At 63.4% G+C, this 13,022-nt stretch carries 13 protein-coding genes; 11 read left to right on the top strand and 2 right to left on the bottom strand.

Annotated elements, in window-relative coordinates; all coding sequences use genetic code 11:
- Window positions 1-96: 96 nt before the first annotated feature.
- On the bottom strand, window positions 97-1,305 hold the full coding sequence (locus HCZ87_RS16640; RefSeq protein WP_167645522.1) for a multidrug effflux MFS transporter: 1,209 nt from the start codon (window positions 1,303-1,305) through the stop codon (window positions 97-99).
- Window positions 1,306-1,604: 299 nt separating this feature from the next.
- Here HCZ87_RS16640 and HCZ87_RS16635 point away from each other — a divergent pair, with 299 nt between their 5' ends.
- The 8 genes from HCZ87_RS16635 (at window position 1,605) to HCZ87_RS16600 (ending at window position 8,763) form a co-directional block, all read left to right on the top strand.
- A complete protein-coding gene (locus HCZ87_RS16635; RefSeq protein WP_167645520.1) occupies window positions 1,605-3,137 on the top strand; it encodes an acyl-CoA carboxylase subunit beta in 1,533 nt (510 codons plus the stop codon).
- A 10-nt stretch (window positions 3,138-3,147) separates the two neighbouring features.
- A complete protein-coding gene (locus HCZ87_RS16630; protein WP_167645518.1) occupies window positions 3,148-3,495 on the top strand; it encodes a hypothetical protein in 348 nt (115 codons plus the stop codon).
- Between the two features lie 276 nt (window positions 3,496-3,771).
- Window positions 3,772-4,269 carry a DUF6497 family protein gene (locus HCZ87_RS20835; RefSeq protein ID WP_254868678.1) on the top strand — a complete coding sequence of 166 codons (498 nt, stop codon included), beginning with the start codon at window positions 3,772-3,774 and terminating at the stop codon, window positions 4,267-4,269.
- Between the two features lie 214 nt (window positions 4,270-4,483).
- The gene (locus HCZ87_RS16620) at window positions 4,484-4,624 is read left to right on the top strand and encodes a hypothetical protein (protein WP_167645514.1); all 141 of its coding nucleotides are present in this window, start codon (window positions 4,484-4,486) and stop codon (window positions 4,622-4,624) included.
- Between the two features lie 69 nt (window positions 4,625-4,693).
- Window positions 4,694-5,041 carry a hypothetical protein gene (locus HCZ87_RS16615; protein ID WP_167645512.1) on the top strand — a complete coding sequence of 116 codons (348 nt, stop codon included), beginning with the start codon at window positions 4,694-4,696 and terminating at the stop codon, window positions 5,039-5,041.
- Between the two features lie 560 nt (window positions 5,042-5,601).
- Complete coding sequence (locus tag HCZ87_RS16610) at window positions 5,602-5,805, top strand: hypothetical protein (protein WP_167645511.1); 204 nt, start codon at window positions 5,602-5,604, stop codon at window positions 5,803-5,805.
- A 155-nt stretch (window positions 5,806-5,960) separates the two neighbouring features.
- Window positions 5,961-7,991, top strand: coding sequence for an acetyl/propionyl/methylcrotonyl-CoA carboxylase subunit alpha (locus HCZ87_RS16605; protein ID WP_167645509.1), 2,031 nt, complete (start codon window positions 5,961-5,963; stop codon window positions 7,989-7,991).
- A gap of 223 nt (window positions 7,992-8,214) precedes the next feature.
- Entirely contained in the window at window positions 8,215-8,763 is a 549-nt protein-coding gene (locus HCZ87_RS16600; protein ID WP_167645507.1) for a hypothetical protein, read from the top strand.
- 1 nt (window position 8,764) lies between these two features.
- Here the strand turns inward: HCZ87_RS16600 and HCZ87_RS16595 are convergent, their stop codons facing one another.
- Entirely contained in the window at window positions 8,765-9,268 is a 504-nt protein-coding gene (locus HCZ87_RS16595; RefSeq protein ID WP_167645505.1) for a DUF4174 domain-containing protein, read from the bottom strand.
- Between the two features lie 156 nt (window positions 9,269-9,424).
- Here HCZ87_RS16595 and HCZ87_RS16590 point away from each other — a divergent pair, with 156 nt between their 5' ends.
- From HCZ87_RS16590 to HCZ87_RS16580, 3 genes are read left to right on the top strand one after another with little or no spacing between them, the layout of a single operon-like run.
- A complete protein-coding gene (locus HCZ87_RS16590) occupies window positions 9,425-10,381 on the top strand; it encodes a hypothetical protein (protein ID WP_167645503.1) in 957 nt (318 codons plus the stop codon).
- Window positions 10,344-12,473, top strand: a complete 2,130-nt coding sequence (scpA, locus tag HCZ87_RS16585; RefSeq protein WP_167645501.1) for a methylmalonyl-CoA mutase — start codon at window positions 10,344-10,346, stop codon at window positions 12,471-12,473. The genes HCZ87_RS16590 and scpA overlap by 38 nt, the downstream gene beginning before the upstream one ends.
- Before the next feature lie 6 nt (window positions 12,474-12,479).
- Complete coding sequence (locus tag HCZ87_RS16580; protein WP_167645499.1) at window positions 12,480-12,965, top strand: MAPEG family protein; 486 nt, start codon at window positions 12,480-12,482, stop codon at window positions 12,963-12,965.
- Window positions 12,966-13,022: the final 57 nt, after the last annotated feature.

Here is a 13,022-nt window from a genome sequence, read left to right as displayed (position 1 = left end):
GGTCGCTTCGGGCTATGCCCGAAGCGAAATCCCTCCTGGCGGAGGGATTCAGTTTGGCGGGGTGGTTTATAACAGAACCGAGACGGGCGCGGGGCCTTATGCGGCCAGGCGCAGCCGTCTTTCGCGCCGGATCACCAGCAGGATGGAAACCAGCCCGCAAAGTCCGCTGGCCCACATGATGGCCAGCAAGGGTTGCGCGGTGGAGCCGGGCACCAGCAGCCAGCCGGCGATCGCGCTCAGGCCCGCGCCGGCGCCGATCATGATCGCCGAGGAAAGCCCCGCGGCCGTGCCCGCCAGATGCGGGCGCACGCTGATGGCGCCGCTGGTGCCGCAGGGGATCGCCATGCCATTGCCCAGGCCGACAAAACAGGTAAAGCCAAAGAAGCTCCAGACCGTATCCATCCCGGCCACCGCAATGAACAGCGAGGTTCCGACGCCGATCGCATTGACCACCGATCCCCAGAGCACCATTCGATTGATGCCGATCCGCTCTGAGTACCGCCCTGACAGGAAGTTGCCGACGAAATACCCCAAGGCCGGAGCGGAGAAATAGAGCCCCAGCTCGGCGCTCCCCAGCCCGTAGACCTCGGAGCCGACAAAGGGGCTGCCGCCGAGATAGGCAAAGAAGCTGCCCGCTGACAGGCCCGCGGCCAGCGAATAGCCCCAGAACCGCGGCGAGCGCAAAAGCTCCGGGTATTCCTGAAACTGCGCCAGCAAGGACTTGCCGCTGCCCTTGGCGGTCTCGCCGAAGTCGAAATAGAACAGGATCAAGGTCAGCGCGGCGACGCCGAAAAGCAGCCAGAAATTCGCATGCCAGCCAAAGGCCTGATCCACCAGCCCGCCCAATGCTGGCCCCAGCATCGGTACCACGGCCATGCCCATCGTGACATAGCCGATCATGCTCGCGGCCTTGGGGCCTTCATACATGTCGCGCACCGCCGCGCGGCTCAGCACCATACAGGTCGCCACCACCGCCTGCGCCATGCGAAAGCCCAGGAAGACCCCCGCCGTGGGGGCGAACACGCAGCCCAATGTCGCCAGCAGGAACAGGACCAGCGATACCATCATCACCGGCCGCCGCCCCATCTGATCCGACACCGGGCCGATCAGGATCTGCACCACCGTGCTGGTCGCCAGATACAGCGGCACCGTCAGCGACATCAGCCGGTATTCCACCCCGAAATAGCTCGCCATGTTTGGCAGCGAGGGTTGAAACAGGTTCATCGCCAAGGCCGAAAGGCCCGAGATCAGGATCAATGTCCAGACCGTGGGCGGGCTGCGATGGGCTGGGTTTTGTGGAAGCACGGGCTCTTGCTGGGACACGAGGGGGGATCTCAAATAGTTTACCTGTGAATTGTTTAGTCGCGCGCCGGAACAGAGTCCACCACCGCCGTCTTAGCGGTACATCTCGGGGTACAATGGCGCGCCGTGGCGGGAGATGAGGTTAGCAAATTTTCAGGTTTGCGACCGGCCTCTGCATTGAATTTGCAAATTTGCGATATTTGCCTTGGGGCAGCGGCGGCGGCAGGCTAGTCTGCGGCGCAACGACCTCGGTTCAACTCTGTTTGACACAGTGGGCCCAAAACGATCAGGGGGCATTTGCCATGAAGGATATCCTTGCCGAACTCGAAGCGCGCCGCGAAGATGCGCGCCTTGGCGGTGGACAGAAACGCATCGACGCCCAGCATGCCCGCGGCAAGCTGACGGCGCGCGAGCGGATCGAGCTGTTGCTGGATGAGGACAGTTTCGAAGAATTCGATATGTTCATCAGCCACCGCTGTACCGATTTTGGGATGCCGGAAAACCGCCCTGCGGGCGATGGCGTGGTTACCGGCTGGGGCACCATCAATGGCCGTCAGGTCTATGTGTTCAGTCAGGATTTCACCGTGCTTGGCGGCTCGGTCTCGGCGACGCATGCGCAAAAGATCTGCAAGATCATGGATATGGCGATGCAAAACGGCGCGCCGGTGATCGGGCTCAATGATTCCGGCGGCGCGCGTATTCAGGAAGGCGTCGATGCGCTGGCCGGCTATGCCGAGATTTTCCAGCGCAATATCATGGCCTCCGGGGTGGTGCCGCAGATCTCGGTCATCATGGGGCCCTGCGCCGGTGGCGCGGTCTATTCGCCAGCGATGACCGACTTTATCTTTATGGTCAAAGACAGCTCCTATATGTTCGTGACCGGCCCCGATGTGGTGAAAACCGTCACCAACGAGCAGGTCACCGCCGAGGAGCTGGGCGGCGCCTCCACCCATACCCGGAAATCCTCCGTTGCCGATGGCGCCTTTGAAAACGATGTCGAGGCGCTGGCCGAAGTGCGCCGCCTGGTCGATTTCCTGCCGCTCAATAACCGTGAAAAACCGCCGGTGCGGCCCTTCTTTGACGATCCCGCGCGGATCGAGGACAGCCTGGATACTTTGATCCCGGAAAACGCCAATACGCCCTATGACATGAAGGAGCTCATCCACAAGGTCGCGGATGAGGGCGATTTCTACGAGATCCAGCAAGACTTTGCCAAGAATATCATCACCGGCTTTCTGCGCCTTGAGGGGCAGACGGTGGGGGTGGTGGCGAACCAGCCGATGGTGCTGGCGGGCTGTCTGGATATCGACTCCAGCCGCAAGGCGGCGCGGTTTGTGCGCTTCTGCGATGCCTTTGAGATCCCGATCCTGACCTTTGTGGACGTGCCGGGCTTCCTGCCGGGCACATCCCAGGAATATGGCGGCGTCATCAAACACGGCGCCAAGCTGCTGTTTGCCTATGGTGAGGCGACGGTGCCAAAGGTCACCGTGATCACCCGCAAGGCCTATGGCGGCGCCTATGATGTGATGGCCTCCAAACATTTGCGCGGTGACTTCAACTACGCTTGGCCCACCGCCGAGATCGCGGTGATGGGGGCCAAGGGCGCGACCGAGATTATCCATCGTGCCGATCTCAACGACCCGGAGAAAATCGCCGCCCATACCAAGGATTACGAGGACCGCTTTGCCAATCCCTTTGTCGCCGCCGAGCGCGGATTTATCGACGAGGTGATCCAGCCCCGGTCAACCCGCCGCCGGGTGGCGCGCGCCTTTGCCTCGCTGCGGGGCAAGAAGCTGCAAAACCCGTGGAAGAAACACGACAATATTCCGCTGTAGGGGCAGGTCTATGGCATCTCGCTGGCATATCTCGCGCGCGGAAGGAGAGCTGACGCTCAGCCGTGAGCGCCCCGCGCGGTTTGACGTGGTGGCCTCCACGGTTCTACCGCAGGGCGATCCGCTGCGGCTGGCGCATCAGGTGCGGCAGGACCTCTGGCGCGCGTTGCAGCGGGTGCGGGGCTTCTCGCCGGTGGTGCGTCTGACGCGGCAGGGTGAGGCGATTCGCGTTGAGGCTGGAGGCCGTGTTGCGCCGCCGGTGGCGCCGGGTCTGGCGGCAGAGATCGCTGCGCTGTTGGAGAGCCCGGCGCGGCGGGACCGTTGGGTGGCGCAGGCGAAACGGTCGAAGAAGGTGCTTTGAATGACGCAAGGTCATCGCAAAATCGGACTGTTTCTCTCGCTTTGCGTGCGGGTTTCTTCTGCGTTCAACCAATGGGGTGTCGCACTATCCTCATTTCGCCGCTCGACCGGGCAGGCGACGGGGAAATTGCACAAATTTGTAACAGTGTTTGACAAGAGACCCGAATCGGTTGCATGCTCCCGATCAGTTAAAACGAGATCAGCGCGCGCCAATGGCGCAGCGCCCGCAACCCCGGCAGGAGGAGCCCAATCTGATTGGGGTCGGGGTTGCGGTATTTTGACCAAATCACCTCTACAGTCCTGGGTTGATCGACGCGGCGTTGTGGCGCGGCTTGTCTCTGCAATCGGGCTTTCCGGTCTCTGTGCCTGCCTGCTGAGCGGCGCTGCCGCGGCCGCCAGTGAACAGGCCAATTCGCAGATCAACGCGCAGCCCCCGAGCCCGGATGCCCCCATGATCCCGGTGCCCTCCGGCCAGCCTGTGACCCTCTCAGAGGTGCTGCTGGACGAGGCCCCCGGGGCGCTTTGGGCGCGGTTTCGCTTTGTCGCGCCCCAGATTGCGGGCCAGACCGAGCAGGGCGACAGCGCTGAAGATATCGACTATCTCTGCGCGCGGCTGGCACTGCCCTATGTGGCGCATCACCAGATCAGCCCCGCGCGGGTGGTGATCTCGCTTGCGGATCGTGCGGTGCCCTTTGGCACCAGCGCGCCTGAGGCGACGCAATTCTTTGAAACCTATCGGATCGCCGATGACACCTGCGTCTGGGAGGGGTTTTGATGGCACTTCCGTCACAGCATCAGCGTTTTTCTGCGTTTTTCGCCACTCTGATGCGCAAAGCGTGGGAAAACCCATATGTTCCCGCCGATAATGGCGCTATGCTGCGCGCGGGACGCAAATATGCGCCTGGGTCGGTGGCGGTTTGTCCGCATCGGCCGGCAGAGTTGCGGGTTGCGACCCGTGCAGGTTTTATCAAGGATCTTAGGAGACTGACATGTCCAAGAGCTTCAAACTCATCACATTCGCCGGCGTTCTGGCAGCCGTGTCTGCTTGCGCAGCCAAGGAAGAAGAATACGTCGTGGTCCAGCCCGAGCCGATCTCGCAAGAGCCGGTCTACACTGGCAAATACAAGTAATCACCACTGGGGTCCGGCCCTGTGGCCGGACCTTTCCGACCTGCGGGGTGCCGGACCGGAGGCACTCTCATGTTGAAACATCGCGGCTTTCCCGGCCGTCTTCCGGGCACTGATTTCCAATTCATTATCCGCCGCCCCAACCCCAAAGGGGTCACGCCGATCACCCGGCGCGAGCGGTTCCGCGACCGCAAACCCGCCGACAAGCGCGCCGATGCGGGCTTTATGAAGGCGCTGGTCGAGGCCTTTGGCGATCAACCTTTCGAGCGGGGCAATCTTGATGCAGGGCGGCTCAGCTGGCTGTTCGGGCGCGAGGTCCTGCCGGTTGACGATCCCTTTGATCCTGAAAGCTACGAGTCGCTGCTTGTGATCGACGTCGAGGCCGCGCGCCGCTCCTTCCCCGAGGCCTTCGAGGGCTAAGTGATGGAAAATAGGCGTCATATGACCGATATCGGGCCAGGCGGGCGGCGAAAAGCCGCGCAGCCGTATGCGCCCCTGTCGCGACCTGGCGTCTTTCCGCCGGTGACTGCGCGAAATGCGCGTAAGGCTGCTGAAAACGGCGCAGGGCCGGTCGGGCGCTATGCAAGCGGGCGCGGGGCTGACAGGCTGAGGCAGCCTAAACAGCCATTTCGTCCCTTCTGGCTGTGTTTCTGGCCCCAAAACCTGACTGGGCAGCTGCGCACCCCCCAGTGTCAGCTGCCCGCTTTTGGCGCTCACTTGGCTCTTGTTCAATCCGGTCAGATCCCCAGCCCGCTGGCTTTGCCCTTGGTGGGCGGCTGCGGCGATACAAGCAAGGCTCACGCGGCTGTGATCCCGTGCCGGGCGCGGGCATCCCGGTGGGCGAAACCTCGCCGTTTGCGGGGGATTTACGCGCGATCCATCGCCCAATCCCGATATATGATCAAAGCAGGGCTGGACGCGCCGCGATTTTGGAACACATTGATGTGCAATAACATCTTTCGATCCAAAGGAGCATTTAGATGCGTAAATCACTCATTGCTGCCCTGCTTGCAGGATCTGCCACCCTTGCCGCCTGTGGCGACACCACCGGTGAACAGGCGCTTTATGGCGCGGGCGCAGGGGCCGCGGGTGCTGCGGTGCTCAACGGCAACCTCGTTACCGGTGCCGCTGTCGGCGCCGCGGGCAACCTCATTTACTGTCAGGAAAATCCGGGCCGCTGCTAAGCGCGCTTCGGGCGCGGGGGCAACCCCGCGCAGATCTGACCTCTCGCTTGGATGCGGGCAAGACGCCGCTTGGGGATCACTGGTCCCCGGGCGGCGTTTTTGCATGCGCCGTTCACATGCTCAATTCAGACCACTTTCACCACAAGGGACAGCCGATGTTTGACAAGATCCTGATCGCCAACCGCGGGGAAATCGCCTGCCGCGTCATCAAGACCGCGCGCAAGATGGGGATCCAGACGGTCGCCATCTATTCCGACGCCGACAAGCAGGCGCTGCATGTGCAGATGGCGGATGAGGCGGTGCATGTGGGCCCGGCGCCTGCCAATCAATCCTATATCGTGATCGACAAGGTCATGGCCGCGATCCGCGAAAGCGGCGCGCAGGCGGTACATCCGGGCTATGGCTTCCTCTCCGAGAACTCCAAATTCGCCGAGGCGCTGGCCGCCGAGGGCGTCGCCTTTGTCGGCCCGCCGGTGGGTGCGATCGAGAAGATGGGCGACAAGATCACCTCCAAGAAGATCGCGCAGGAGGCCGGCGTCAGCACCGTGCCCGGCTATATGGGCCTGATTGCGGATGCCGAGGAGGCGGTGAAAATCTCCAACGAGATCGGCTATCCGGTGATGATCAAGGCCTCCGCCGGGGGCGGCGGCAAGGGCATGCGCATCGCCTGGAGCGACGAGGAGGCCCGCGAGGGGTTCCAATCCTCCAAGAACGAGGCCGCCAGCTCCTTTGGCGACGACCGCATCTTTATCGAAAAATTTGTGACCCAGCCGCGCCATATCGAAATCCAGGTGCTCTGTGACGGCCATGGCAATGGCATCTACCTGGGCGAGCGCGAATGTTCGATCCAGCGCCGCAACCAGAAAGTGGTGGAAGAGGCGCCGAGCCCCTTTCTGGACGAGGCGACCCGCCGCGCGATGGGTGAACAGGCGGTCGCGCTGGCTAAGGCGGTGGGCTATGCCTCTGCGGGCACCGTGGAATTCATCGTCGATGGGGAAAAGAACTTTTATTTCCTGGAGATGAACACCCGTCTTCAGGTGGAACACCCGGTCACCGAGCTGATCACCGGCGTTGATCTGGTCGAGCAGATGATCCGCGTTGCCGCCGGTCAGCCGCTGTCGATCACCCAGGAGGATGTCACGCTCACCGGCTGGGCGATCGAGAACCGGCTCTATGCCGAGGATCCCTATCGCGGCTTTCTGCCCTCCATCGGCCGTCTGACCCGCTATCGCCCGCCGCAGGAAACCGAGGCCTACAGCCCCGGTGTGGCCGCGGGTGCTGCGGGCGATGTGGTCGTGCGCAATGACACCGGCGTCTATGAAGGCGGCGAGATTTCAATGTATTACGACCCGATGATCGCCAAGCTCTGCACCTGGGCGCCGACCCGCGATGCGGCGATCGAGGCGATGCGCATCGCGCTTGACAGTTTCGAGGTCGAAGGCATCGGTCACAATCTGCCGTTCCTCTCGGCGGTGATGGATCATCCCAAATTCATCTCCGGCGAGATGACCACCGCCTTTATCGCCGAGGAATACCCCGATGGGTTTGAGGGCGTGGACCTGCCCGAGGCGGAGCTGAAACGCATTGCCGCCTCCTGCGCCGCCATGCACCGCCTGGCCGAGATCCGCCGCACCCAGGTGTCGGGCCGGATGGACAATCACGAACGCCGCGTCGGCAATTCCTGGGTGGTGACGCTGGGCGGCCAGACCTATCCGCTGGTCGTCAAGGCCGACCCCGAGGGCGCAACCGTCGTGTTCGAGGATGAAGGCGCAATCCGCGTGACCTCCGACTGGACGCCGGGCGATCTGCTGGCCCATGTGGATACCGACGGCGCGCCCTTGGTGCTGAAGGTGGACAAGATCACCCAGGGCTTCCGCATTCGCAGCCGCGGCGCCGATCTCAAGGTGCATGTGCGCCGCCCGCGTCAGGCCGAACTCGCTGCTTTGATGCCGGAAAAACTGCCGCCGGATACCTCCAAGATGCTGCTCTGCCCGATGCCGGGGCTGGTGGTCAAGATCGACGTCGAGGTCGGTCAGGAGGTGCAGGAAGGTCAGGCGCTCTGCACCATCGAGGCGATGAAGATGGAAAACATCCTGCGCGCCGAGAAAAAATCCACCGTCGCCAAGATCAACGCCAGCGCCGGCGACAGCCTCGCGGTGGATGATGTGATCATCGAATTCGAGTGACGCATGACCGATTTTCGCCCCATATCCCCGCTGCGCCAGCCGCCTCCCTCCGGGGCTGCGGCGGTGGCGGGCTATGGGCGAAAATCGGCGCAAAATCATCACGCTATAGGGGTGTTGTTAAACCTTTCTGAAGCCTCCGCTCCTAGGGTCGGCAGAAACGCACATCTGGCCCGCGCTGCGGGCCGGGCTCGGGTGCGTGCCCCTGTTGCTGGAGTTTTGATCTGTGCCTTTCCCCGTCCTGGCCCTGTTCCGTCCGCGCGTGACCCCGGCGCGCCTTCTCAGGGTGCTGGCGCTGTGCCTGCCGCTGGGAGTGTCGGCATGCAGCCTCGATCACGAGGAAGAGGTGCGCGCGCAGTTGCAGGATTGGGTCAAGCTGGGCGAGACCTATTATTTCCACTCCCGGGTCAATTGCACCGCCGCGCTCTTTGCGATCAAGGCGACGCGCATCAGTTCGATGGTGAAAAAGGTGCGCGATGTGGAGTCCGGCATGCGCGCGATCTCCGAGGGGCGCGCGGTCGCCTTCGAAATCGCCAATACCTCCCCCACGGCGGTGACCGAACAGATCATGTCGCAGGACCTGCCAATGGGGCTTGGGGTGCTTTCTTCGGGCACCAGTGGCAAGGATTGCATGGCGGTGGAGATGGAAGAGGCCTATTTCAACGCGCTGCTCGATCCCACTTCGGTGCTGCTCTACGCGCCGGAGCGTCGCTTCATGGCGATCTTCGACCGGCGCAACAAACGCATGTTCTATTCCCGCGGGCGCAGCAGCTAGATCAGTTCCCCGGCGCGCTGCGGCGTTCTTCCACCTCTTGCAGGCGGGTGGGCGTCTTGTCGATGCTGCGGCTGATTTCACGCACGCTCCAGGGCAGGGGTTTGCGCAGCTTCACGCCGCCATCCTTGCCGATCAGCACCAGCATGAAGCCGCGCGGGCGCAGCTTCTTGCGCAGGGCGGAGCGGGCGCTCGGGTCGGTATCGACAAACACAATCACATCCCGCCGCGCCAGCGCCTCAGGGTCCTGCATCAGCTCGCGGATCTGTTCGTGGTATCGCGGATCCGCCGGGCTGTCGGCAAAGACCACCACGGGGCGATGGGTCCAGCGATATGCATCAAGGTCGATGTCATACCCGTCGTTGATCACCACCGCCGGCAGCGGATCCGCCGCCGGTTCCGGGGGCAGGGTTTGCAGCGGTGCTCCGGGCGCGATTTCCTGCGCCAGCAACGGCGCCGAGGTCAGCGCCATCAGGGCGGCCAGGGTCAGGCGGATGATTGATGTCATAGGCACTCCTCTAGACGCAAATATATGTGATCCCAGCGTAAATGCGACCGCTGAAACCGGGAAAGGCACAAAAAAATCATCTTTCATTAAGCAAGTTGGAACGGCTTTTGCGCCATTCTCGCCTCATGCGCATGTCCCGCGCCAGGAGGTTCAGCGATGAAAGTCATTTTGCATATAGGTGCCCACCGCTGCGCCAGCCGCAGTTTCCAGAATTATATGTCCCGCAAGGGCGATCAGCTGGCGCAATATGGCATTGCCTGCCTCGGTCCGGAGCGCACCCGTGCGGGGCTTCTGCACGGCATCCAGCCCGGCGGGCTTTCGCTTGGCCGGCGCGATCCGATGCGCCGCGCGCGCGGGCGTATCGCGCTGAGCCTGCGCGCACAGCGCGACGCGGGCACGGCGGCGCTGGTCATTTCGGATGCCGCCTTGCTGGGCTCACTGGAGCGTTGCCTCACCGACGGCGCGCTCTATTCCGGCGCGGGCGAGGGGCTGGCGCGGCTCGACCATGGGTTTGACGGCGCGATCACCGATGTGATGCTGAACATCCGCAGCCCGGAGAGCTTTTGGGCCTCGGCCCTGGCGATGCAGCTGGAACATTCCCAGCGCCTGCCCAACGGGCGGCTGCTGGCGCGGATGGCCGCCGCCCGGCGCAGCTGGCGGGATGTCATTCAGGACATCTACTGCGCCATGCCCGGCGCCCGCATCCGGGTCTTTGCGCATGAGGTTTTTGCCAGCCAGCCCCACGCCCAGCTTTCGGTGGCCACAGGGGTGGATTGCCCGGTGGCGCGCGGCGGCTTTAAGCTCAACACCAGCGCCCAATTGCCCGCCCTGCGCGCCGATCTGCCCGCAAGCATTGCCGCGCAGCTGCCCGAGGGCGATGGCCGCTGGATGCCCTTCTCGGCGGGCGAAATCTCCGCCCTGCGCGAGAGTTACTACGACGATATGATGTGGCTCGTTGGCGGTGCCGACGGGCTCGCGGACCTGGTGGAAGATCCGAAAAAAGCGGACGCCATCACCATTCCCACCGCCGCGACGGGCCGCCCGCCGCGCGATGACCTGACAAGAGGATTACCCCATGACCCAGACACCGGACGACTGGCAGGCGCTGGCTGAAAAAGAACTTCGCGGCCGCGCGCTGGAGGATCTCACCTGGCAGACCCTGGAGGGCATCGAGGTCAAGCCGCTCTATACCGCCGAGGACACCGCGGCCCTTGACCATATGGGCACGATGCCCGGTTTTGGCCCCTTCACCCGGGGCGTCAAGGCGACCATGTATGCCGGTCGTCCCTGGACCATCCGCCAATATGCTGGCTTTTCCACCGCCGAGGAAAGCAACGCCTTTTACCGCCGCAACCTTGCCGCCGGTCAGCAGGGGGTCTCGGTTGCCTTCGACCTGGCCACCCACCGGGGCTATGACAGCGACCACGAGCGGGTGATGGGCGACGTCGGCAAGGCGGGCGTGGCGATTGATTCCGTTGAGGACATGAAGATCCTCTTTGACGGCATCCCGCTGGATCAGGTCTCGGTCTCGATGACGATGAATGGCGCCGTGGTGCCGATCCTGGCGAGCTTCATCGTCGCGGGCGAGGAGCAGGGCCACGACAAGGCGCTGCTTTCCGGCACCATCCAGAATGACATCCTCAAGGAGTTCATGGTCCGCAACACCTATATCTATCCGCCCGAACCTTCGATGCGGATCATCTCGGACATCATCGAATATACGTCGAACCAGATGCCGAAGTTCAACTCGATCTCGATCTCCGGCTACCACATGCAGGAGGCGGGCGCGAACCTGGTGCAGGAGCTGGCCTATACGCTGGCCGATGGGCGCGAATATGTGAAAGCCGCCATCGAGGCGGGTATGGACGTCGATAAATTCGCCGGGCGGCTCAGCTTCTTCTTTGCCATCGGCATGAATTTCTTCATGGAGTCCGCCAAGCTGCGCGCCGCCCGCACGCTCTGGCATCGGGTGATGACGGAATTCGGCGCCCAGAGCGAACGCTCCAAGATGCTGCGCACCCATTGCCAGACCTCGGGGGTGAGCCTGCAAGAGCAAGACCCCTATAACAACGTGATCCGCACCGCTTACGAGGCGATGAGCGCGGTTCTGGGCGGCACGCAATCGCTGCACACCAATGCGCTCGACGAGGCGATCGCCCTGCCGACCGATTTCTCCGCTCGAATTGCGCGCAATACGCAGCTGATTTTGCAGGAAGAAACCGGCGTCACCAATGTGGTCGATCCGCTGGCGGGCAGCTATTACGTCGAAAGCCTCACCGCCGAGCTGATCGACAAGGCCTGGGCGCTCATGCAGGAGGTCGAGGAGATGGGCGGCATGACCAAGGCCGTCGCCTCCGGCATGCCGAAACTGCGCATCGAGGAAACCGCCGCCCGCCGTCAGGCGATGATCGACCGCGGCGAAGAGGTGATCGTCGGCGTCAACAAATACCGCAAGGAGAAGGAAGATCCGATCGACATTCTCGACGTCGATAACGTCAAGGTGCGCGAGAGCCAGATCGCCCGGCTGGAGCAGATCCGCGCCAGTCGCGACGAGGCCGCCTGCGTCGCCGCGCTGGACGAGCTGACCCGCCGCGCATCAGAGGGCGGCAACCTGCTTGAGGCAGCCGTCGAAGCAGCCCGCGCCCGGGCCACCGTGGGGGAAATCAGCATGGCAATGGAAAAGAAATTTGGCCGCCACCGCGCCGAGGTCAAAACCCTCGCCGGGGTCTATGGTGCCGCTTATGAGGGCGACGAGGGTTTTGCCGCCATCCAGAAGAGCATCGAGGATTTCGCCGAGGAGGAAGGCCGCCGCCCGCGTCTTTTGGTGGTCAAGATGGGTCAGGACGGTCACGACCGCGGCGCCAAGGTGATCGCCACCGCCTTTGCCGATATCGGCTTTGACGTTGATGTCGGCCCGCTGTTCCAGACCCCCGCCGAGGCGGCGCAGGACGCGATCGACAATGATGTGCATGTGGTGGGGATCTCCAGCCAGGCCGCCGGGCACAAGACGCTGGCACCCCAGCTGGTGGCGGAGCTCAAGGCCGAGGGGGCGGGCGATATCATCGTGATCTGTGGCGGGGTGATCCCGCAGCAGGATTATGATTTCCTCTATCAGGCGGGGGTGAAGGCGATCTTTGGCCCCGGCACCAATATCCCCGAGGCGGCGCAGAATATTCTCGGCCTGATCCGCGCCGCGCGGGGCTGAACGGTCATGGGGAAACGGGCGCAAATCCTTCTCGGCATGGCGGGGGGCGGGGTCTGGGGGCTGGTGCTGATCGCCCTGCCGCTGTGGTTGCAACTGCCCTATATTCCGGCGCCACTGGCGCTGCCCGGTGCCTTTGTGGCGCCGGGGCTGGTGATGGTGGCGATGATCGGCTTTCTCGCCACGCGGCGCTTCTTTGATGATGCGATCATCGACGGCGGGGCCTTTGTTCCGGGCTCGAGCGAGGATATCGCCCAACGGGTGCTGCGCAACACCGGCGAGCAATTGCTGATCGCGCTCTTGCTCTGGCCCTTTGTGGCAGTGACGCTCGGCGGCGCGGTGGTGATCGCGCTGGGGCTTGGGTTTGCGCTGATGCGGCTGCTGTTCTGGATCGGCTATCTCCTGTCGCCGCCGCTGCGGGCACTGGGGTTTGCGGGCAGTTTTTATCCCACGGTGCTGGCCAGCCTCTGGTCTCTCGTGGTCTGGCTGACCTGAGAGCGAGGGCGCTTGCGGCAAAAGGGGGGCGCTCCCGCATCCGCTTGTGCCCTGGCC

It is taken from the genome of Phaeobacter sp. HF9A (assembly GCF_011806385.1).
GTDB lineage: Bacteria > Pseudomonadota > Alphaproteobacteria > Rhodobacterales > Rhodobacteraceae > Epibacterium.
Note: the sequence above shows the minus strand (reverse complement) of the source record. Positions and strands in the feature narration are given on the sequence as shown.

What these genes read in the sequence shown, in the direction of transcription:
- HCZ87_RS16635 (WP_167645520.1), top strand. Translation starts at nt 1,605, where the DNA reads ATGAAGGATATCCTTGCCGAACTCGAAGCGCGCCGCGAAGATGCGCGC.
- HCZ87_RS16630 (WP_167645518.1), top strand. Translation starts at nt 3,148, where the DNA reads ATGGCATCTCGCTGGCATATCTCGCGCGCGGAAGGAGAGCTGACGCTC.
- HCZ87_RS16620 (WP_167645514.1), top strand. Translation starts at nt 4,484, where the DNA reads ATGTCCAAGAGCTTCAAACTCATCACATTCGCCGGCGTTCTGGCAGCC.
- HCZ87_RS16615 (WP_167645512.1), top strand. Translation starts at nt 4,694, where the DNA reads ATGTTGAAACATCGCGGCTTTCCCGGCCGTCTTCCGGGCACTGATTTC.
- HCZ87_RS16610 (WP_167645511.1), top strand. Translation starts at nt 5,602, where the DNA reads ATGCGTAAATCACTCATTGCTGCCCTGCTTGCAGGATCTGCCACCCTT.
- HCZ87_RS16605 (WP_167645509.1), top strand. Translation starts at nt 5,961, where the DNA reads ATGTTTGACAAGATCCTGATCGCCAACCGCGGGGAAATCGCCTGCCGC.
- HCZ87_RS16595 (WP_167645505.1), bottom strand. Translation starts at nt 9,268, where the DNA reads ATGACATCAATCATCCGCCTGACCCTGGCCGCCCTGATGGCGCTGACC.
- HCZ87_RS16590 (WP_167645503.1), top strand. Translation starts at nt 9,425, where the DNA reads ATGAAAGTCATTTTGCATATAGGTGCCCACCGCTGCGCCAGCCGCAGT.
- scpA (WP_167645501.1), top strand. Translation starts at nt 10,344, where the DNA reads ATGACCCAGACACCGGACGACTGGCAGGCGCTGGCTGAAAAAGAACTT.
- HCZ87_RS16580 (WP_167645499.1), top strand. Translation starts at nt 12,480, where the DNA reads ATGGGGAAACGGGCGCAAATCCTTCTCGGCATGGCGGGGGGCGGGGTC.